Annotated in this window: 17 protein-coding genes; 15 read left to right on the top strand and 2 right to left on the bottom strand. The window is 64.4% G+C overall.

Annotated features, from left to right (window positions below):
• The first annotated feature begins 9 nt into the window (after positions 1 to 9).
• The 7 genes from KDC96_RS01065 to KDC96_RS01095 all read left to right on the top strand — a co-directional run bounded on the left by KDC96_RS01065 (position 10) and on the right by KDC96_RS01095 (position 7,860).
• A complete protein-coding gene (locus KDC96_RS01065) occupies positions 10 to 1,020 on the top strand; it encodes an ABC transporter ATP-binding protein (RefSeq protein WP_212449956.1) in 1,011 nt (336 codons plus the stop codon).
• Positions 1,021 to 1,081: 61 nt separating this feature from the next.
• Positions 1,082 to 2,113, top strand: a complete 1,032-nt coding sequence (locus tag KDC96_RS01070) for a Fe(3+) ABC transporter substrate-binding protein (protein ID WP_212449958.1) — start codon at positions 1,082 to 1,084, stop codon at positions 2,111 to 2,113.
• A gap of 154 nt (positions 2,114 to 2,267) precedes the next feature.
• Positions 2,268 to 3,083 carry a ferredoxin--NADP reductase gene (locus tag KDC96_RS01075; RefSeq protein ID WP_305819763.1) on the top strand — a complete coding sequence of 272 codons (816 nt, stop codon included), beginning with the start codon at positions 2,268 to 2,270 and terminating at the stop codon, positions 3,081 to 3,083.
• A gap of 631 nt (positions 3,084 to 3,714) precedes the next feature.
• Positions 3,715 to 4,857, top strand: coding sequence for an acyl-CoA dehydrogenase family protein (locus KDC96_RS01080; RefSeq protein WP_212449960.1), 1,143 nt, complete (start codon positions 3,715 to 3,717; stop codon positions 4,855 to 4,857).
• Between the two features lie 138 nt (positions 4,858 to 4,995).
• Positions 4,996 to 5,736 carry an SDR family NAD(P)-dependent oxidoreductase gene (locus KDC96_RS01085; protein WP_212449962.1) on the top strand — a complete coding sequence of 247 codons (741 nt, stop codon included), beginning with the start codon at positions 4,996 to 4,998 and terminating at the stop codon, positions 5,734 to 5,736.
• 334 nt (positions 5,737 to 6,070) lie between these two features.
• Complete coding sequence (locus KDC96_RS01090) at positions 6,071 to 7,096, top strand: aldo/keto reductase (RefSeq protein WP_212449964.1); 1,026 nt, start codon at positions 6,071 to 6,073, stop codon at positions 7,094 to 7,096.
• Between the two features lie 89 nt (positions 7,097 to 7,185).
• Positions 7,186 to 7,860 carry a response regulator transcription factor gene (locus KDC96_RS01095; protein WP_212449966.1) on the top strand — a complete coding sequence of 225 codons (675 nt, stop codon included), beginning with the start codon at positions 7,186 to 7,188 and terminating at the stop codon, positions 7,858 to 7,860.
• Between the two features lie 38 nt (positions 7,861 to 7,898).
• Here KDC96_RS01095 and KDC96_RS01100 read toward each other — a convergent pair whose 3' ends face one another.
• Both KDC96_RS01100 and KDC96_RS01105 read right to left on the bottom strand, forming a co-directional pair.
• On the bottom strand, positions 7,899 to 10,598 hold the full coding sequence (locus tag KDC96_RS01100; protein ID WP_212449968.1) for a TonB-dependent receptor domain-containing protein: 2,700 nt from the start codon (positions 10,596 to 10,598) through the stop codon (positions 7,899 to 7,901).
• 119 nt (positions 10,599 to 10,717) lie between these two features.
• On the bottom strand, positions 10,718 to 12,283 hold the full coding sequence (locus KDC96_RS01105) for a hypothetical protein (protein WP_212449970.1): 1,566 nt from the start codon (positions 12,281 to 12,283) through the stop codon (positions 10,718 to 10,720).
• A 319-nt stretch (positions 12,284 to 12,602) separates the two neighbouring features.
• Here KDC96_RS01105 and KDC96_RS01110 point away from each other — a divergent pair, with 319 nt between their 5' ends.
• The 8 genes from KDC96_RS01110 (at position 12,603) to KDC96_RS01145 (ending at position 20,141) form a co-directional block, all read left to right on the top strand.
• Positions 12,603 to 12,992 carry a tetratricopeptide repeat protein gene (locus KDC96_RS01110; protein ID WP_212449972.1) on the top strand — a complete coding sequence of 130 codons (390 nt, stop codon included), beginning with the start codon at positions 12,603 to 12,605 and terminating at the stop codon, positions 12,990 to 12,992.
• 178 nt (positions 12,993 to 13,170) lie between these two features.
• Complete coding sequence (locus tag KDC96_RS01115; RefSeq protein WP_249171868.1) at positions 13,171 to 13,815, top strand: lytic transglycosylase domain-containing protein; 645 nt, start codon at positions 13,171 to 13,173, stop codon at positions 13,813 to 13,815.
• 42 nt (positions 13,816 to 13,857) lie between these two features.
• Entirely contained in the window at positions 13,858 to 14,166 is a 309-nt protein-coding gene (locus tag KDC96_RS01120; RefSeq protein WP_212449974.1) for a TrbC/VirB2 family protein, read from the top strand.
• A gap of 10 nt (positions 14,167 to 14,176) precedes the next feature.
• Positions 14,177 to 14,461 carry a type IV secretion system protein VirB3 gene (locus tag KDC96_RS01125; RefSeq protein WP_212449976.1) on the top strand — a complete coding sequence of 95 codons (285 nt, stop codon included), beginning with the start codon at positions 14,177 to 14,179 and terminating at the stop codon, positions 14,459 to 14,461.
• 38 nt (positions 14,462 to 14,499) lie between these two features.
• On the top strand, positions 14,500 to 16,935 hold the full coding sequence (locus KDC96_RS01130) for a VirB4 family type IV secretion/conjugal transfer ATPase (protein WP_212449978.1): 2,436 nt from the start codon (positions 14,500 to 14,502) through the stop codon (positions 16,933 to 16,935).
• On the top strand, positions 16,932 to 18,116 hold the full coding sequence (locus KDC96_RS01135; protein WP_212449980.1) for a type IV secretion system protein: 1,185 nt from the start codon (positions 16,932 to 16,934) through the stop codon (positions 18,114 to 18,116). Before KDC96_RS01130 ends, KDC96_RS01135 begins: the two co-directional genes overlap by 4 nt.
• Positions 18,113 to 18,937: a TrbG/VirB9 family P-type conjugative transfer protein gene (locus KDC96_RS01140; RefSeq protein WP_212449982.1), complete on the top strand. Its 825-nt coding sequence runs from the start codon at positions 18,113 to 18,115 to the stop codon at positions 18,935 to 18,937. The genes KDC96_RS01135 and KDC96_RS01140 overlap by 4 nt, the downstream gene beginning before the upstream one ends.
• Positions 18,938 to 18,998: 61 nt before the next feature.
• Positions 18,999 to 20,141, top strand: coding sequence for a TrbI/VirB10 family protein (locus KDC96_RS01145; protein WP_212449984.1), 1,143 nt, complete (start codon positions 18,999 to 19,001; stop codon positions 20,139 to 20,141).
• Positions 20,142 to 20,152 lie beyond the last annotated feature (11 nt).

Below are 20,152 nucleotides of genomic sequence, written 5' to 3' on the forward strand. Positions count from 1 at the left end.
GACACCAATTTGAGCCTCGAATTTCGCCATATTGCCCATGCCTACGGTTCCGTGCGCGCGCTGGAAGATATCAGCTTCACCGCGCCGGAAGGGGAGATCACCTGCCTGCTTGGCGCGTCGGGTTGCGGGAAGTCAACCTTGCTCAATCTCGCGGCGGGTCTGCTGCCGGTGCAGCAGGGGGCCATCCTGATCGGCGGCGAGTTGCTGGCTGGCGAAAGTGTAAGCCCCCCGCCCGAAAAGCGGCCTGTGGGTCTCGTGTTTCAGGATGGCGCGCTGTTCCCGCACATGACGATCGCGAAGAACATCGCGTTCGGCCTGCCGCGCGGCAGCGAGGTGGACAGCTGGCTCGATCGGGTGGGACTGGGCGGGCTTGGCGGCCGCTACCCGCACGAGCTTTCCGGCGGGCAACAACAGCGCGCGGCGCTGGCGCGGGCGATGGCGCCGGGGCCGCGGGTGCTGCTGATGGACGAACCTTTTGCCAGCGTCGACAGCGTGCTGCGGCGCAGGCTGCGCCGCGAATGCCGCACGCTGCTGCGCGAGCGCGGCGCGACGGTGGTGCTGGTGACCCACGACCCGGAAGAAGCGCTCGATATCGGAGACCGGATCGCGGTGATGGAGGCGGGACGGATCGTGCAGTTCGGCACGCCGCAGGAACTCCACGATCGGCCCGCAACCGCAGCGGTCGGCGCGATCTTTCGCGGAGCGCAGGTGATCGCGGCGACGCGTGGCGACGCGGGGCTGGTGACTGCCTTCGGCACCTGGCCGCTTGCGAGCGTCGCGGGCGCGCTGCCCGAGTCGCGCGACCTGGACCTGCTGGTGCATGCGGTCGCGCTCGATCTGGAGGAGGACGAAGCCGGTCTGGAAGTGCGCGATCGGCATGCGTTGGGGGACGTCACCCGGGTGGTGCTCGCCGACGATTCCGGCAGCGAAATCACGCTGCTGAGCGATCGCCCCGCCGCCGCACCGCGCTATCGCGTGGCCCCGCGACCGGGCAGCGTCCGCGCCTTTGCACGGCCATAGGGCTTGTGCTGCGCAGATTTATATTGCAAATCATTTGCAATTAAGATTCGAGAGGCGTTTCATGAAACAGGGTATTCTCGCCGGTCTGCTGGCGCTGATCCTCGCTAGCTGTTCGGGCGGCGAAGAGGTGGCCAAAGGCGACGCGGGCGAAGTCAATCTCTACTCCTCGCGCCATTACGACACCGACCTCGCGCTTTACGACGACTTCACCCGGCAGACCGGGATCACCGTCAACCGGATCGAGGCGGACGCCGACGCGCTGATAGAGCGGATCACGAGCGAAGGCGAATTTTCGCCCGCCGATCTGCTGATCACGGTCGACGCCGGGCGGCTGTGGCGCGCCGAGGAAGCGGGCATTCTCGCGCCGGTCGATTCCGACATCCTCGAAGAACGGCTGCCGATCTACCTGCGCCACCCGGACGGGCTGTGGTTCGGCCTGTCGACCCGCGCCCGCGTGATCGTCTACAACAAGGCGGCCGGAGTGCCCGAGGGGCTGGAGGATTATGCCGACCTCGCCGAGCCCGCCTGGCGCGGCGACATCTGCATCCGGTCGTCCTCCAACATCTACAACATCTCGCTGCTGTCGAGCATCATCGCCCACCACGGGGCCGAGGCGGCCGAGAGCTGGGCGAAGGGCGTCGTCGCGAACTTCGCCCGCCCGCCGCAGGGCAACGATACTGCGCAGATCGAAGCGGTCGCCGCGGGCGAGTGCCGCATCGCGGTGGTCAACACCTATTACCTCGCGCGCTATGCCGACGGCGATGAGGCGGACAAGGCGATCTTCGATGCGGTCGGCGTGATCTTTCCCGACCAGGACGGCACCGGCGCCCACATCAATATCAGCGGGGCGGGGCTGGTGAAGACCGCTCCCAACCGCGAAAACGCGATCCGCTTCCTCGAATATCTCACCTCGGAAAGCGCGCAGCGATACTTCGCCGACGGCAACAACGAATATCCGGCGGTGAGCGGGCTCAAGGCCAATTCGGCGGTCGAGCGGCTGGGCGAATTCAAGCCCGACACGCTCAACGCCGCCGAGATCGGACGCAACCAGGCGCAGGCGGTGCAAATCTTCGATCGCGCCGGGTGGAACTGACCGAACCCGCGCCAGCGCGAGCATTGACGCGGATCAAGGCGGGCTTTCAGCCTTTATCACTAAACTACCTTGAAGCGCCGCAGCGAAACGTCCATCTGCGCCCCCAATCGCGCGGCAAACCGCGCCCAGAAAGTCATCTTCTCGAGGCCTGCCAGTGAACCAGCCCATCATCGATCGCGACCAGTTTCAGGAAAGCGCGGCGCTGACCGTCGAAACGATCACGCACGTCCATCACTGGAACGACGAGCTGTTCACGCTGAAGATGACGCGTCCGGCGAGCTTCCGCTTCCGTTCGGGCGAATTCGTGATGATCGGCCTGCCGCAGGAAAACGGCAAGCCGCTGCTGCGGGCCTATTCGGTCGCCAGCCCCAGCTACGACGAGGAGCTCGAATTCCTCTCGATCAAGGTGCAGGATGGGCCGCTGACCTCGCGACTGCAGCACATCAAGGTCGGCGATCCGATCTATCTCGGCAAGAAGCCGACCGGTACGCTCGTCACCGACGCGCTGCTGCCGGGCAAGCGGCTGTTCATGCTCTCGACCGGCACCGGCCTCGCGCCGTTCATGAGCCTTGCCCGCGATCCCGAAGTCTACGCGATGTTCGAGGAAGTGATCGTCGTCCACTCGGTCCGCCATGTCGAGGACCTCGCCTATCGCGAACTGCTCGAAAGCAAGCTCGAAGGCGATCCGCTGCTCGAGGACGAGGACCGCGAGCGGTTCATCTACGTGCCCACCGTGACCCGCGAAAGCTTCCGCACGCAGGGCCGGATCCAGACGCTGATCGACGATGGCCGCCTGTTCGAACAGAGCAAGGGCCCGCAGCGCTTCGTGCCCGAAGAGGACCGCGTGATGCTGTGCGGCAGCATGGCGATGATCAAGGACCACGCCGCCGACCTCGAAGCGCGCGGTTTCGAAGAGGGCGCCAACAACAAGCCGGGCCAGTTCGTGATCGAGCGGGCGTTTGTGGGGTGAAGAAGTCGGGATAAGGTCGCTATTCGGCACTTGAGATCCGAACGCAAATGGCTGCGGATTGCCGCTTAGCCGACCCGGAATTCGGCTTCTGAATTGAACTGCTTCGCCGGGACTTCCAATACCGCTGAAACCGTTGAAACCACGAGACTCGCAAACTCACTGAGTTCGTGTTCGTAGTTCCGCCCCCTTAGCCGATCCATGAAGCTGCGGTTGCTGCTGATGAGTAATAGCCAAGTGTCCGATCTCTGCATCATGCAGGTCAACCTCGCTGAACCAACCTGAAAGTCTGCATACCAGCCATATGAGTCCCACTCCATTGGTGGCTCGATAAGATCGACACCTCTCTCCTTCAGAGATCCGACGATCCGAGCAAAGACCGGTTTGACTGCCGATTGCTCCATATCTGGATCAATTGGTTCCGATAAGGTCTCGAATGTTACGAACCGACTATGCATTCGAATGGATTAGAGCCCAAACAGTTAAGAGACTGTCTCACTTTGCTTGCCTAGAAGATCCCGTCATTCAATCGAGCTCCTACCCTCTACCTTGCACCTTTCGCGCTTGACCGCGCCGCGCATGCGCGCTTGAACCCGTTCCAGAACGAAACCCAATTCCGGACAAGGGATCCTCCATGCTGAACACCGCTCACCGCACCGCCTACAACGAAGACCACGAGGCGTTTCGCGACACCGTCCGCAAGGTGCTCGCCGAGCATATGGAGCCCTATCTCGACCAGCACGAGGAAGAGGGCATCGTCCCCAAGAAGGCGTGGAAGGCGCTGGGCGAGGCTGGGATGCTGTGCCCCACCGTCAAGGAAGAGAATGGCGGGCTGGGGCTCGATTTCGGCTTCAATTGCGTGATCGCCGAAGAGCTCGCCTATCTCGGCACCAGCGCCGGGTTCACGCTCCAGAACGACATCACGGTCAATTACTTCGAGCGGCTCGGCAGCCCCGAGCAGAAGGAAAAGTACCTGCCCGGCATGATTTCGGGCGACATCATCACCGCGATCGCCATGACCGAACCGGGCGCGGGCAGCGACCTCCAGGGCGTGCGCACCACCGCGATTCCGGACGGCAATCACCTCGTCATCAACGGTTCCAAGACCTACATCACCAACGGCCAGAATGCTGATGTGGTGATCGTGGTCGCCAAGACCGATCCCTCGCAGGGCGCCAAGGGCACCAGCCTGGTGCTGGTCGATGCCGGAACGCCGGGGTTCGAGAAGGGCCGCAACCTCGACAAGATCGGCCAGCATTCGGCCGACACGTCCGAGCTGTTCTTCCAGGATTGCCGCGTTCCCAAGACCAACATCCTCGGCGGCGAGGGGAGCGGCTTCGTCCACCTGATGGAGGAATTGCCGCAGGAACGGCTCAGCATTGCCGTGACCGCGCAGGGCGGGGCGCAGCGCGCCTTCGACGAAGCGGTCAAGTTCACCAAGGACCGCAAGGCGTTCGGGCGGACCGTGTTCGAATTCCAGAACACCAAGTTCACGCTCGCCGATTTGCAGGCCAAGCTGCAGGTCGGCTGGGCGCATCTCGACTGGGCGATTTCGCGCCACCTGCGCGGCGAACTGACGACCGGCGAAGCCTCCTCGGCCAAGCTGTGGCACACCGAGATGCAGTGGGAGATGGTCGACGCCTGCCTGCAACTGCATGGCGGCGCGGGCTACATGAACGAATACGCCATCGCCCGGCTGTGGCGCGACGCGCGGGTGCAACGCATCTATGGCGGCACCAGCGAGATCATGAAGGAAGTGATCAGCCGCGAGATTTGATCAATGCCTCCCCTCCCTTGGGGAGGGGATCGAGGGGGTGGTTGCGAGCCGCAAAGCTCGTACTTGCCACGGCACCACCCCCAACCCCCTCCTCTGGAGAGGAGGGGGCTAAGGCACCCAACGGAGGGGGAATAAGCCATGACCGACCCGCTCGATTTTTCGAACAAGCGCGTGCTCGTGATCGGCGGGTCGAGCGGGATCGGCAACGGTATCGCGCAGGGCTTTCGCGCGCGCGGGGCCGAGGTGATCGTCACCGGGACCCGGCCCGATGCGGGCGATTATCTCGAAGCCGAGGACAGCGATTTTCGCGGGCTCGAATACCGGCAACTCGATGTGATCGATCGCGATGCGGCGGACGCGGTGGCCGCCGAAATCGGCGCGGTCGATGTGCTTGTCCAGTGCCAGGGCATCGTGCGCTATGGCCGCGAGGAATTCGCGCGCAAGGGGTGGGACGATGTGATCGACGTCAACCTCAATTCGGTGATGGATGTCGCGCGCGCGTTTCATGCGGGGCTGGCCGATACTGGCGGATCGATGACCGTCGTGTCGTCGGTCGCGGCGTTCAAGGCCGCGATCGGCAACCCGGCCTATGCCGCTTCGAAAGCGGGCGCGGCGAGCCTCGTCAAATCGCTCGGCGAGGCTTGGGCGCGCGACGGGGTGCGCGTCAACGGCATCGCGCCGGGGCTGGTCCCGACCAAGCTGACTACCGTCACCACTGAACATCCCGAACGCCGCGAAGGCGCGCTCGCTTCAATCCCCCTGCGCCGCATGGGCACGCCGGAGGACATGGCCGGGGCGGCCCTGTTCCTCGCTTCGCCGCTGGCCAGCTACATGACCGGGCAGACGCTGGTGGTTGATGGCGGGCTGACGCTGAGTTGAGTGCCTGCTTCTATTCTCTTTCTCGTCATTGCGAGGCGACGCAGTCGCCGTGGCAATCCAGAGCCGCATCGCGCGACGCTCTGGATTGCGTCGCTACGCTCGCAATGACGGAAGGTCGCGCATGGTGCTTTCCTACACAAGGCAAATCGGCCATTCTCGATCAATGCAAGACGACACCGGAAACCCGTTTCGAGATGGAAAAGTGTCAACTTCGCTCTCGGCCCATTTTCTCTTGCGATTTCAAGGAATTGAGCCCCAATTTATAGCCTGACACAGTGTCAAGTGTGTCAACTTTGTAGGAAATAATCCGCCACCCAAGGCGCAGGAGCAGGACATGAAATTCACCCGCCTCGGCAACTCCGGCCTGATGGTCTCGCGGCTGTGCCTTGGCTGCATGTCCTATGGCGACACGACCAAGGGCTGGCACGGCGACTGGCTGCTCGGCGAAGACGAAAGCCGCCCGTTCTTCCGCGCCGCGCTGGAGGCCGGGATCAACTTCTTCGACACCGCGAATGTCTATTCGGGCGGCACGTCGGAAGAGATCACCGGCAAGCTGCTGAACGAGATGGCGCAGCGCGACGAGATCGTTGTCGCGACCAAGGCATATTTCCCGTGGCGGCAGGCCCCGAACGCGGGCGGTAATTCGCGCAAGAGCCTGATGCAGGCAGTCGACGATAGTCTTACGCGGCTCGGCATGGATTATATCGACCTGTTCCAGATCCACCGCTGGGACGATGCCACTCCGATCGAGGAAACGATGGAGGCGCTGCACGACATCGTGAAGGCGGGCAAGGCGCGCTATATCGGCGCGTCCTCGATGTATGCGTGGCAGTTCGCGAAGGCGCAGGAGACCGCGCGGGCGAATGGCTGGACGCCGTTCATTGCGATGCAGAACCAGCTCAACCTGCTCTACCGCGAGGAAGAGCGCGAGATGCTGCCTTTGTGTGAGGATGAGGGCGTCGGGGTGATCCCGTGGAGCCCGCTCGCGCGCGGGCGGCTGGCGCGGCAGCTGGGCGAGGAGACGGTGCGCAGCGCAACCGATGGCGTCGGCAAGATGCTCTACAGTGACGAGGACGAGGCCGATCGCGCGATCATCAATGCGCTGGCCGGGATGGCCGAAGCGCGCGGCGTCGCGATGGCCAGCCTTGCGCTCGCGTGGCACTTCACCCGGCCCGCGATGACCGCCCCGATCATCGGCGCGACCAGGCCGCATCACATCGATGCGGCGGTGGCGGCGGTGGAGCTCGAACTGAGCGACGAGGAAGTGTCCGCGCTCGAAGCCCCCTATCGCCCCAAATGGCCGACGGGCATGGGCATGCCGATGGGCGCGATGGATAAGGTGACCGTAAAAGACGTCTAATGTGACAAGGCGATAAAATTGGTCAGAAATGAGTCACGAACGGGTCATACATCTGCGCCAATCCGGCTCCGCAACCGAGCGGGGCGCTCATGGACGTCATCAACATCTTCCTGACCGACGAACTGGGCGAGACGCTGGACGATTTCGTTCACGATGAGCGCCGTTTCACTTTCGACCGGCTTGGCGCGGATGGCCCTAAGCGGCTCCTCGAAGGGCCGATGTGGGCGTTCGTCGACTGGGTGATGGACGATCTTGCGGGCCTCGAAATGTGCCGCCGCCTGCGCGCCGATCCGCGCACGCTAGAGGCACACATCACGATGGTGCTGGAGGAAGACGACCCGGAAAACCGCCGGCGAGCGCTCAAGGCCGGGGCCGACGACTACGTGGTCGGGCCGCTCAACCGGACCATGGTGCTCGACCGCGTGCTGGTGCTGCAACCGCAGAACGGCGATCGCCATGCCTCGCGCAAGGTTGAGGTCGGCGATCTCTCGATCGACCTTGTCGCCTTGCAGGCGCGCTGGAGGGACGAACCGATTGACCTGCGGCCCAACGAATTCCGGCTGCTGCGGTTCTTCGCCGAAAACCCCAACCGGGTGCTGAGCAGGCGCGACCTCATCAACGGGCTGGGCAAGCGCGAACCGCCGATCGACGAGCGCACCGTCGATGTCTGGATCGGTCGCCTGCGCCGCTCGCTCAAGGCGGCGGGCGGCGGCAACCCGCTGCGCACGGTGCGCTCGATGGGTTACGTCTTCGACCTGAATTGAAGTTTCGGCAGCCCGGATGGGCTGTGAAAACCAAGGACTCAGAATTCAACCTTCACCCCGAGCGAGAACGACGTCCCGACCTCGTAGGTGTTGATCTCGATCCGGTTCGCGCCGAGCTGCTGGAACTCGAAATTGTCGCGCCCGAAGATGTTGCGCGCCTCGAAACTCAGTTCGACCCCTTCGCCGATCAGGTCGAGTTCGGTGCGGGCGACGATATCGACCGTGAGCCCGGGATCTTCCACCACGTCGGGCAGCGCGCCGCCGCGGGTGGTCACGCGCTCGCTGGCATAGTTGAGCAGCACCGAAAGCTGCTGGGTCTTCTCGGCGTCCTCGATCCCGATCGAGAAGTTGGCGACGTGATCGGATTGACCGACCAGCGGCCCGCCGTCGTCGAATAGCTGGTCCGCCGCCTGGTTCGGGTTGCCCGGAACCGGGGCGATATCGCCCGCGCCGACCGAGATCGACGATTGGGTGTAGGTGTAGTTGGCGATGATCAGCAGCTGCTTGGTCTCGAAGAAGGTGCCGCCGAGATTGTTGAGATCGATGCCGTAGACCAGATCGAGTTCGGCACCGTAGAGTTCCGCCGACGGTGCGTTGGCAAAGCTGGTCAGGACCTGGCCCGATGCGGAAACCAGCGTGTTCTCGATCGGGTCGTCGATCTCCTTGTAGAACCCGGCAAGGCTGATCCGGTTCGGTCCGCCAAGATAGTATTCGACGCGCGCTTCGACGTTGATGAGCTCGCTGTCGTTGAGGAAAGGGTTGCCGCGGAACCGGCGGTTCGATTCCGGATCGAAATAGGTCTGTTCGACCAGTTCGCGGAATTGCGGCCGGGCGATGGTCTGCGAAGCCGACAGGCGCAGTTGCAGATCGTCGATCGGTTCCCAGGTGATCGTCCCGCTTGGCAGCAGGTAATCGTTGCTGAGATCGGTCGGGGTCGCGCCTGCAATCGGCGTGTTGAAGATCGTCTGGTCGAGATCGACCGTCTGCTTTGCTTCCTCGTAGCGCAGACCCGCCTCGATCGTCAGCGTGTTCGTCGGCAGCCAGCGCAGCAGGCCGTACCCGGCATAGATTTCGAGCGCGGCATCGAACACCGGGAACGGGCTGGCTTCGGTCAGCGTGACGTTGAATCCCGCGAGGGTCGCCCCGTTGATGATATCGCCCGGACGGCGCAGACCGAGCGCCGGGACCAGGGTGTCGGGAAGCACGTCGCCGGTGATGAACGGGCGGAACTCGCGGCTCGACGAGCGGCGATCGGTGTCGGTGTACGATCCGCCAATGGTGGCCGAGAGGGTGCCGGTGATCTCGTAGGACAGGTCGAGCCCGCCGAAGATGTTCTCTTCCGTTAGGTCGTCGAACGAAACCGTCGTGATCCCCGCGTCCGAAAGCTGGTTGAAATAGGCGACGAACCTATCGCCGAACGGATCGCCCGGAATGTTGGTGCGGGTGTAGCTGACCGTGGTGTTGAACGGCGCTTCGCGATCGGTGCGGGCATAGCCTGCGCGCAGGTCTACATCGAAGCGGTCGAAATCGAGTTCGGTGACGAGCTGCGTGTCGATCAGCTGGCGTTCGAACCATGCGGTTTGCTGGTTCTGGAAGTCGAACCCGTCGAAGCCCGGCAGGATATCGGTGCCCTGTTCGAGCCGCGCGGTCTTGAGCGTGTCGCGGATATAGAGGTTGGTCCAGCGGATTGTGTGCTCGCCAAAGTCCAGACCGATCCCGATCAGGCCGTTCACCAGCACGTTTTCGTCGGTGATGAAGGTGCTGAAGTCCTGGAACAGTTCGGACAAGTCGGAACTGCCGCCCTGGCTGATGACCGTGCGGTTGCGCAGGCTGTTCTTGAGCGATGCTGTCGCAATCACGCCCAGATAGGTATCGCTGCCCAGATCGAACGACAGACCACCGGTGATCGAACCAGAGAAGTTCGGCCGTTGGTGGTTCTCCTTTTGCAGGGTCACGAGATTGAGCGGCATCAATTGCCCCGCGATCCCCTCGGATACTTCGACAGGGACGGCACCGATCCGCTCGCCGCTGTCGAAGAACGCCTGCAGGTTCGAAGGAATGTCGCGGTTGCCGTTGTCGAACCCGAACGAATCCCAGTCCGATCCGAAATAGGTCAGGCCGTTCTCGAACGTGGTTTCGCTGTCGCCGCTGGTCGAAAAGCTGAAATTGAGGAAGTCTTCGACCGGCACCGCCTTGGTGGTGAGATTGATGACGCCGCCGCCGAACTCGCCGGGATAGTTGGCCGAATAGGTCTTCTGCACCAGCGACGATGCGATCACGTTGGTGGGGAAGATATCGAGCGGGACGACGCGGCTCAGTGGTTCGGGACTGGGCAGTGGCAGCCCGTTGAGCAGCGCCAGCGAATAGCGATCGCCGAGGCCGCGAACGAACACGCGCCCGTCGCCGACCACCGAGAGCCCGGTCACGCGACCGAGCGCTCCGGCGATGTCGCTTTCGCCGGTCCGCGCAATGTCGGCTTCGGACAGGACGTTGAGGACCTGTGTGGAGGACCGTTCCGGATTGCGATCCCGGCGACCGGTGACGATGATCCCGCCACCCGGAACCGAGATTTCGGGCTCTTCGGCCTCTTCCTGCCGGGCATCCTGGATTTCTTCGGTCAGGTCGTCACCGGTTTCCTCGGCCTGCAGGTCTTCACTCTGCTGAGCATGAAGAACTGCCGGATAGGTAAGCGACGTGGTGAGAAGCAGCAGGCCTGCGAGCCGCGTGCCGGTCGACATAGTGCTAGACCCCCTCATGAATAGGTCTTTCCGATTGATCGGACCCGTCCGGGTCCTTGGGAACGAACAAGGGAGGCGCGCGCAAATTGCGGCGCCTCCCTCCGTTTCGAAAGGCGCGATCAGTAGACCGGCAGCGAAGTGCAGGCCCCGGTCGAACTGCCGAAATTCATGATCGACGAGTTGCAGGTCCAGTTGCCGAAATTCGCCGCAAGGTCCGACTGCACGGCGCCGATGAAGGCAGGCTGCGGACTGGTGAAGAAGCTCGACCGCGCCGTTGCGTCGAATACGGCAATGCCGTTTTCGAACGTGCCGTTCACCAGCGTATTGGACAGCGTCAGCATCGCCAGCAGGTTGTTGTTGGTGCCGGCATTGACCACCGCCTGGACCTGCGCATCGGAAACGCCGGACGAACCGCGAACCGGACGGGTGGAACCGTCGCACACGATCGAATCGAAACCGATGATCGCGTTGAGCGTAATCGCTTCGTCGATGCGGATGCAGCTGTCGTCCGCCGAATCGACGTCGATCACGCCATTGCTCAGGCTGAGCGCAGGTCCGCCGCGCGCGCGAACCGCCTGGCTCGAAGCCGACGAACGCTGGACGAAAGTGAAGTTGTTCACCTGCAGGCGGCTCTGCGGCAGGGCGTTGCCGGGCGTGCCCGCGGCCAGATCGTCCGGCGAATCGAACTCGATCAGGCTGTCGCCGGTGTTCGATCGCTGCACCACAACCACCGTCTGCAAGTTGGCTTGCGCGCCGCTGTCCACGTCGAGCGAATCGTCGGAGGCACCGATCACGGCAAGGTTGCGAACGTTGACCGAACCGCCGAAGAATTCGACGCCGTCATCCGAACTGTTGAACGAAAGCAGGTTCTCGATAACCGTGCCCGAACCGATGCCGCCGGTGGTCAGCGATTGTAGCTCGTTTGCCTGCTGCAGTTCGAAGCCGGAAAAGCGGATCTGGTTGAACCGCATCGAACCCGAAGAGTCGGCCGGATTGGTTCCGCCAAACGGGGTGGCGACCACGGTGCCTTCGAGCTGCTGTTCGCACTGCGCATTGGCATTGGGATTGGCAGCGGTGTTGAACACCTGTGTCGAACAGTCGGAGACCGGAGCCCGGCCCAGCAACACGACGCCGCCCCATTGTGCCTGGCTGTTGTCGCTCGCGACGCCGATGACGTTGTCGCGGCTGGTCCAGACGATCGGCCGTGATGCGGTGCCGTTGGCCTGGATCGTGTTGCCGCGGTTGACGACCAGGAAGCTTTCGCCCTGACCATAGAGGATGACGCCGGGTTCGATCGTGAGCGTAACGTCAGTGCCGGTGCTGCTGAAGCCTTGATCGGTACCGACATTCACGCGGTTGGTGATCTGGTAGACCAGGCCGTTCACGAACGGCAGGGTGTCGTCGACGTTGAAGGTCGCGGGCAGTGTGCACACCCGATAGGTGCCGGTCGGGCCGCTCAGCGTCCCGGCATCGGTCAGACCACCGGTCGAGTTGATTGTCGGGCAACCGCCTGCGGGGGTTACTGTGGGGGTGCCGGTCGGTGTCGGCGTCGGAGTTGGCGACGGGGCCGGGTTGTTGATGATGATGTCGCCGCTGGTGCCGGGCGAAACGATTTCGTCCGCGCCGCAGCCTGCAAGAGCAACGAGGCTGCAACCCAGGACGAGAGTGCGATGGATAGTCTTCACAGCGAGCGGTCCCCTCAAGAAATCCGAGAATCGGTGATGCGCAGAAGGCTGCGCCGAGGGCTTCGCTAAGGACACCTGATGACAGAATTCGTTCAGGATTACAGAATGATGGCAAGTCGCAAACTATGACCAGAGAGCGACAAATATGACAAGACAGGCTCAGCTTTGATTACAGTTTTGTTGCAACTCTACGAAAATATTACATCACAAAAACAATAGGATGAGCGGATTCGGACTCGCAAATATGACAATGTTTCAGTTTTGTTGCATTTCGAAAAATCCCGTTTCACTATGATGACAAATCAGAGGAGACAGGATCATGGCCAAATCGGCACTCGCCCTCGTGTTTTTTGCGGCCATCGCGGCTTTCCCGGCGGCAGCACAGGTACAGGAAGGAACCGAACTCGCAGCAGGCAACCTTGCGCGCGGCGAGACGACCTCCGCCATTGCCTCGCTCGAAATTCAGCGGGAGGCATCGCCCGACGATCCGGCCCTGCTCATCAATCTGGGCATCGCCTATGCGCACATGGGCAAGGACCAGATGGCGCGCGCGATGTTCGACGCGGCGCTGAAGAGCGACCAGCCGATCGAACTCGAAACCGCCGACGGGAAGGCGACCGACTCGCGGCGGCTGGCTCGCAAGGCGATGGCCATGCTCGAGCGCGGCGAGTTCCGGGCATCGGCCAGCCGGGTCGCGCAGCGCGACTGACGGATCAGCAATTCTGCCGCACACAGCGGCACGAGCAAGCGAGCGGAAAGCGAAGCGCTTTTCGCTCGCTTGTCGTTCCGAGTTCTCCCGCTCGCCTTTGGGACACGAAATAGCGCGCCCTGATTTGTCACCCATCTGTCACTTACTGTAGGCAGAGGGACCCAATTGGAGGGCACACATGATTCTCGCGCGCGCGGGCCTCAATCGTATCGCAGCCCCGCTTGTCCTGGCGCTCGCTTCGGCGGCTGTGCCAGCTCATGCGGATGTGATGGAAGTGGATGCGGATGGAGCTCGCTGGGTTGCGGGAGGGCTGGTCGCGTCCGTCGACGCGACGACACAGATCGGCGTGGCAGATCCTGTCGACATGAGCGGCCTCGCCATTCCCGACAGCATTGTCGCCGACACGCGCCGGCATGCAGCGGTTGTGCCGCAGCGCTACGCGGCGAAGATCGCCGAACTGTCGCGCCGCTTCGATCTCAGCCCCAGCCTGCTCGAAGCGCTGGTTTGGCAGGAGAGCCGCTGGCGTGAGAACGCGGTGAGCCACGCGGGCGCGCGTGGCCTCGCACAATTGATGCCGGGCACTGCGCGCTATCTCGGCGTCGATCCCGACGATCCGATGCAGAACCTGGAAGGCGGGGCGCGCTACCTGCGCGAACAGCTCGACCGGTTCGACGGCGACCTCGAAAAGGCGCTCGCCGCTTACAATGCCGGACCGGGGCGGGTGATCCGCGCAGGCGGTGTTCCGAATATCCGCGAAACCCGGCTCTATGTCGCCGCCATCATGGGGCGGCTTGCCGATCATGCCCGCCAGGTTGCACCATGACCGGACCCTGTCAGACCCAATGAGTAAAGAGTGATCGACCAGATGAAATCATCGTTTCGCCTGACTGCCCGCGCCGCCGCGATGCTGGCGCTGTTGACGATGCCGAGCGTCGCGTTCGCGCAGGCCGATCCCCAAGGGTCCGGCCCGATCGTGGCCGCGCTCGCGTGGTTGCAGGGCACACTGCTGGGCACCGTGGCCACCACCGTCGCGGTGATGGCGGTTGCCGCGGTCGGCTTCATGATGCTGACCGGGCGGATGAACTGGCGGTTCGGCGCGACGGTGATCGTCGGCGTCTTCATCCTGTTCGGCGCGACCACCATCGTCGCCGGCATTCAGGCGGCAGCGGGGTAGGGGCGGCGACGTGACCGATCTCGTCCGCCATCCGGTGCACCGCGCATTGACTCGCCCGCAGATGTTTGCGGGCGTGACGATGAACTTCTTCATCATCAACCTGATGGTGACGACGATCGCGTTCCTGATCCTGAAGAGCTGGTGGATCCTGCCGGTGCCGGTGATCATGCACGCGGTGGGCTATTTCGCATCGCTGCGCGAGCCGCGCATCTTCGACCTGTGGATCACCAAGGTTTCGAAATGCCCGCGCATCCCGAATTACAAGCGCTGGGGCTGCAACAGCTACGCCCCCTGACCTGAACGAATCTGAGGCCCGGTAAAGGAGGCCCCGACATGGCAAAGTGGATCGGCCCCGCCGCATGGAGCGCAAAGGAAGCGCGGGTCGGCGATCGCCTGCCGTATGAACGGCTGATCGACGAGCACACCGTGCTGCTGCGCGATCGGTCGGTCATGTCGGCGATCCAGGTTCCCGGCCTGCTGTTCGAAACCGAGGATTCGCAGGCGCTCAACGCCCACGCGGCGACGCGCGAGGTGATGCTGCGCTCGACGCTCGATGCGCGCTTCGTGCTCTATCATCACGTCATTCGCCGCCGGGTCGAAGTGGAGCTGGACGGCACCTTCGACGATCCGCTCTCGCGCCATATCGATGCGCGCTGGAAGGAGCGACTGGCGGGCGGATCGCTGTTCATCAACGATCAGTTCGTGACGCTGATCCGCCGTCCCGCGCGCGGCAAGACAGGCTTGCCGGAGCGGGTTGGCAAGTTTTTCTCGCGGCAGGGCGGCGACGAACTTGAGGCCGATCCAAAGGACATTCGGAGCCTCAAGGCCGCCGTGAACGGCCTCGTCGCCTCGCTGTCCGCCTATGGCGCAGCAGTGCTGGGCGACTACCGGGCACCGGGCAGCGGGAAGGGCGGCGCCAATTCGGAAATGCTCGAGCTGCTTTCGGCGCTCTACAACGGCGAGATGCGCCCGGTCCGGCGTCCCAGCGAAGACACCGATATCGGCCACATGCTGCCTTATCGCCGCGCCAGCTTCGGCCTCGATGCGATGGAGCTGCGCGGCAGCGGCCAGCCCGATTTCTCGGCAATCCTCGGCCTCAAGGATTATCCCGAAGCGACCTCTCCCGGCCTGCTCGACGGGCTGCTGCGGCTGCCATACGAGATGATCGTCACCGAAAGCTACGCGCCCAACGAGCGCACGACGGCTAAGGAGCGGATCGACCTCGCGCTGCGGCGTTCGCGTTCGGTCGACGAGGAAGCCGCTGCGGAACGGGCCGACATGATGGCCGCCCGCGATGCGCTGGGGAACGGCGGGGTCGGCTTCGGCGATCATCACCTCACCGTGCTGGTGCGCGAAGGTACGCTCGACCGGCTCGACGACGCGACCGCCGCCTGCGCTGCCGCGCTGGCCGATACCGGCGCGATCGCGGTGCGCGAGGACACCAATCTCGAACCCGCCTTCTGGGCGCAGTTCCCCGGCAACGAGGAATACATCGTGCGCCGCGCGCTGATCTCCTCGGCGAACATGGCGAGTTTCGGAAGCTTCCACGGATTTGCTTTGGGGCAGGCCAGCGGCAACCATTGGGGCGACGCCGTGACGCTGCTCGAGACGACCAGCGCCACGCCGTTCTTCTTCAATTTCCACCACGGCGATCTCGGCAATTTCTCGGTCATCGGGCCGAGCGGCGCGGGTAAGACCGTGGTGATGAACTTCCTCGCCGCGCAGGCGCAGAAATTCAGCCCCCGCACGATCCTGTTCGACAAGGATCGCGGGGCGGAGCTGTTCGTTCGCGGGATCGGCGGACGCTACGACCGGATCAATCCGGGCGAACCGACCGGGTTCAACCCGCTGTCGCTGCCCGATACACCGGGCAACAAGGCGTTCCTGCGCGACTGGCTCGGCGTCCTGCTCAAGGCCGATGGGCCGGAAGAATTCGCGCTGATCGCCGCAGCGGTGGACGCCGCATACCAGAACGATGCAGGCCTGCGCCGCTTGCGGCATTTCAAGGAACTGCTGGCGGGTGCGAAGCGCCCCGAACCTGGCGACCTGGCCGACCGGCTCGGCGCGTGGATCGGGGAAGGCGAACACGCCTGGCTGTTCGACAACGAACGCGACCTGCTCGATCTCGACCGCCGCGTGCTCGGGTTCGACATGACGCAGCTGCTCGAAAACCCCCGCCTGCGCACCCCGGTGATGATGTACCTGTTCCACCGGATCGATGAGCGGCTCGACGGGCAGCCCACGATGATCCTGATCGACGAGGGTTGGAAGGCGCTGGACGACGAGGTGTTCGCCGCGCGCATCCGCGACTGGCTCAAGACCCTGCGCAAGCGCAACGCGCTGGTCGGATTTGCGACACAGTCCGTCCGCGACGCGCTCGAGAGCCGCATTTCGACTGCATTGGTCGAACAGACCGCGACGATGATATTCATGCCCAACAGCCGGGCGCGGCCGGAAGATTACTGCGACGGCTTCGGCCTGACCGAGCACGAACTCGCGCTGATCCGTTCGCTGCCCGCGCACAGCCGCTGTTTCCTCGTGCGCCAGCCCGACGCCAGCGTTGTGGTGCGGCTCGATCTGTCGGGTGCGCCCGAAGTGCTTACCGTGCTGTCGGGACGCGAAGCCTCTGTGCGGCGGCTCGACCTGCTGCGCGAAGCGGTGGGTGACGACCCTGCGCAATGGTATCCAGCGCTGACCGACCATGCCTGGCCCGATGGCTCCGCCGGTCTCGACGAGCACGGCCTACCGATCCGGCAGGCAGCCGAATGACGACGACCTGCGATCTTGCCGCCCAGGATCTGGGCACCGGCGTCGCCGCAGCGCTGACTGCGGTGGATTGCATCGCCTCGCAGATGAGCGAGCAGGCCTTCGGGCGCATTTTCGGCACCGACGGGCAGTTCGCGGTGGTGCTGACCACGCTGTTGATCTTCTATGTCGCGTTCTTCGGCATCAGCCTGATGCTGGGCCGCTCGAACCTGTCGGTTCGTGCACTGTTGCCCCGCATGCTGACGCTGGGGCTGGTCCTGTCCTTCGCCACCAGCTACGTCGCGTTCTCAACTATATTCTACAACCTGTTCGTGGATGGGCCGGATCAGCTGGCAGGGGTCGTCACCGGCACTTCCGGCTCGGCGACCTTCACCTTCGCGCAGAAGCTCGACGTGGTGTTCCTCGCGGTCCAGCAAGCGAGCACTGGGCAGGTCGATATCGCCGCATTTTCGCCACCTGGCATGATGTGGCTCGGCGCAATGCTGTTGCTGCTCGGCACGGTCGGGCTGCTGGTCACCGCTCGCATCGGGTTGGCGCTGCTGCTCGCGGTCGGGCCGATCTTCGTCGTGCTGGCGCTGTTCAACGGCACGCGCGGGCTGTTCACCGGCTGGCTCAAGGGCGTGGTGATGCTGTCGCTGGCACCCGTCTTCGCGGTGCTGGGCGGATCGATCATGCTCGAGATCGCGGTCCCGATCCTCTCGGCGCTCGTGGCGACACCGGGTCAGATCGACCAGCAGGCGGCGATGGCGTTCTTCCTCGTCGGCGCCGTGCATGTCGCGCTGATGTTCATGATCCTCAAGGTCACGTCGAGCATGGTCGCGGGTTGGCAGGTGTTCGGTCTCGTGCCCTCGAAGAACGCCGAGCGCGGGATCGACACGGTCCGCACGCCTCCGGCAACGGCACCTGCGGCGGTGCCCGACCGCGCGTCACAGGTCGTCCCGGCAGCAATCGCGGCAACGGGAAAGCGCCGTGCCGATATCGCGCCCGCGCAGGCTGTCGCAGCTGCCAACGATGCCGGCACGGCCACATCGACGACCCGCCAGACTCGGGTTTACGCCACCTCTTCCGGCGGCGGTCAGGCGACCCCGCTCAATCCGGCCGCATCGCGCACGAGCGGGATCGGCAATCGTTTCCGCTCGGTGGGCGCGGGCAGGCTATCCAGGCATTCGGAGAAACGCTCATGATCCGCGCCGACATCCTTCGGCTTGCCATGGCTGCGCTGGCGCTGGCCCTGGCCGGTCCGGCCATCGCGCAGGAACCGCCACGCGCGAACGATCCGCGTCTCGTGACGCTGACCTACGACGAATCCGCCGTTGTCCGCATCAACGGCAAGGTCAAGGTTCAGACCACGATCAAGTTCGCGCCCGACGAGCAGATCGAGAACATCGCGATCGGCGACAGCGCCGCATGGCAGGTCCAGCCCAACAAGGCGCAGTCGATCGTGTTCGTGAAGCCGCTCGCGCCCACTGCCACCACCAACATGACGGTCGTGACCAGCAGGCGCACCTATCTGTTCGATCTCGTCGCCAGTCCGCGCAACGCTCCGCTCTACGTGATGCAGTTCCGCTATCCCGAGCTGGAGCGGGCCGAAGAAGAGGCGCGGCTCGCCGCAGCGCAGGCCACCCGCCAGGAACGCGCCAGCGCGCTCGAACTCGCCGCCGCCAGCGATCCCTACGCAGTGGTCGATCCCGCTACGCTGAATTTCGACTGGACGGGCAAGGGCAAGGCCGATCTGCTCCCCACGCGCGCCTATGACAACGGCGAGGTGCTGTTCCTGACATGGCCCGACGGCGCGCCGATCCCCGCGATCCTCGTCACCAACGAAGACGGCGACGAAGGGCCGGTGAACTTCACCGTTCGTGGCGAGACGGTGGTGCTCGACAGCGTTCCCACCAGCGTGATCCTGCGCGCGGGAGGCGACACCGCCACACTCACCAACAATGCCCCGGCAGCCGCGAGCGCGCTCAGCGCCGATGCCGATGGCAGAAAGAGCAGGGGGTCGTGATGGTCAGCCACGATGCCTGCCGCTGTACCGATCCGATGGAGGTCAAGTAATGCGACTTGCGATGCGTCTTCCACCCCGCAAGAGCGGCGGTGATGGTCCGGGCGAAGGCGGCGATCCGCGCGAGAGCGAATCCGCCGAAATCATCGATCTCGCGAGCCGCAGCGCCTTTCCGGCGGTCGCCGACCGCAAGTCGAAGACCGAGGGCCTGGGCCTTGCGGCGGGGGTCGCGATCGTGTTCGGCCTTGGCGCGGTGACGTTGTGGAGCATGAACGCCGCGCGGATCGCCCCGGCCGACGGGGTGGGCAACCCGGACGTCGCGGCACCGCAGCAGGCCGCCGTGGCTCCGGCACCGACTCCGGAAGTCCCCGCCCCGTCGACCAATGCTCCGGTGCCGGCGCAAGCCGACCCGGTCCCCGCGCCGATCTATGCCAACAATCCGGGCGCGGTCGCCGGCGCGGCGATCAACCCCTATGCCAGCCCCATCATGACCTTCGACGCCAGTCGCGCGGCGAATTCCTCGCGGCAGGTCGACGCGGCGGGTGCGGCGGGCGTTGCCAGCGCTCCGGCCGCTGCGGCCGGCGATACCGGCGCGGGCGGCTCGGCCGCGGCCTTTGCGAGCCGCATCGGCGGGGTCGGCGGTGCTCCCGCTCAGGCGCGGCCGATGACCAATCCGTCGACCACGGTGACCGAAGGCACGATGATCCCGGCCATCCTCGAAACCGCGATCAACACCGATGTGCCCGGCTTTGTCCGCGCGGTCGTGAGCCAAGACGTGCGCAGCTTCGATGGAAAGAACGTGCTGGTTCCGCGCTCATCGCGCCTGATCGGTCAGTACCAGTCGGGCGTGCAGCAGGGCCAGAAGCGCGCCTATGTGATCTGGACCCGGCTGATCCGACCCGACGGAGCGTCGGTGAATATCGCCTCCCCGGCCGTCGCCTTCGACGGCACGACCGGGCTGGCCGGCGATGTCGACAACCACTTCTTCCGCCGCTTCGGCTCAGCGATGCTGCTGTCGGTGGTCGGCGGGCTCGGCGCGATCGCCTCGGGCGGAGGATCGGTGATCCTCGGCGGCGCGGGACAGAGCGCGGCCGGGATCGCGGCGCAGCAGGATGGCGACATCAGCCCGACGATCCGCGTGAAGATGGGCGAACCGATCCGCGTCTTCACCGCGCGCGACCTCGATTTCACCACCGTCAGCCAGTAATCTGACGCCGC

It is taken from the genome of Erythrobacter sp. JK5, assembly GCF_018205975.1.
Classification (GTDB): domain Bacteria; phylum Pseudomonadota; class Alphaproteobacteria; order Sphingomonadales; family Sphingomonadaceae; genus Erythrobacter.

Bases quoted from the DNA above. Each gene is read 5' to 3' on its own strand.
- KDC96_RS01085 (WP_212449962.1), top strand. From the start codon at position 4,996: ATGACCGACCCGCTCGATTTTTCGAACAAGCGCGTGCTCGTGATCGGC.
- KDC96_RS01080 (WP_212449960.1), top strand. From the start codon at position 3,715: ATGCTGAACACCGCTCACCGCACCGCCTACAACGAAGACCACGAGGCG.
- KDC96_RS01145 (WP_212449984.1), top strand. From the start codon at position 18,999: ATGCGTCTTCCACCCCGCAAGAGCGGCGGTGATGGTCCGGGCGAAGGC.
- KDC96_RS01095 (WP_212449966.1), top strand. From the start codon at position 7,186: ATGGACGTCATCAACATCTTCCTGACCGACGAACTGGGCGAGACGCTG.
- KDC96_RS01130 (WP_212449978.1), top strand. From the start codon at position 14,500: ATGGCAAAGTGGATCGGCCCCGCCGCATGGAGCGCAAAGGAAGCGCGG.
- KDC96_RS01135 (WP_212449980.1), top strand. From the start codon at position 16,932: ATGACGACGACCTGCGATCTTGCCGCCCAGGATCTGGGCACCGGCGTC.
- KDC96_RS01100 (WP_212449968.1), bottom strand. From the start codon at position 10,598: ATGTCGACCGGCACGCGGCTCGCAGGCCTGCTGCTTCTCACCACGTCG.
- KDC96_RS01120 (WP_212449974.1), top strand. From the start codon at position 13,858: ATGAAATCATCGTTTCGCCTGACTGCCCGCGCCGCCGCGATGCTGGCG.
- KDC96_RS01140 (WP_212449982.1), top strand. From the start codon at position 18,113: ATGATCCGCGCCGACATCCTTCGGCTTGCCATGGCTGCGCTGGCGCTG.
- KDC96_RS01070 (WP_212449958.1), top strand. From the start codon at position 1,082: ATGAAACAGGGTATTCTCGCCGGTCTGCTGGCGCTGATCCTCGCTAGC.
- KDC96_RS01115 (WP_249171868.1), top strand. From the start codon at position 13,171: ATGATTCTCGCGCGCGCGGGCCTCAATCGTATCGCAGCCCCGCTTGTC.
- KDC96_RS01110 (WP_212449972.1), top strand. From the start codon at position 12,603: ATGGCCAAATCGGCACTCGCCCTCGTGTTTTTTGCGGCCATCGCGGCT.
- KDC96_RS01090 (WP_212449964.1), top strand. From the start codon at position 6,071: ATGAAATTCACCCGCCTCGGCAACTCCGGCCTGATGGTCTCGCGGCTG.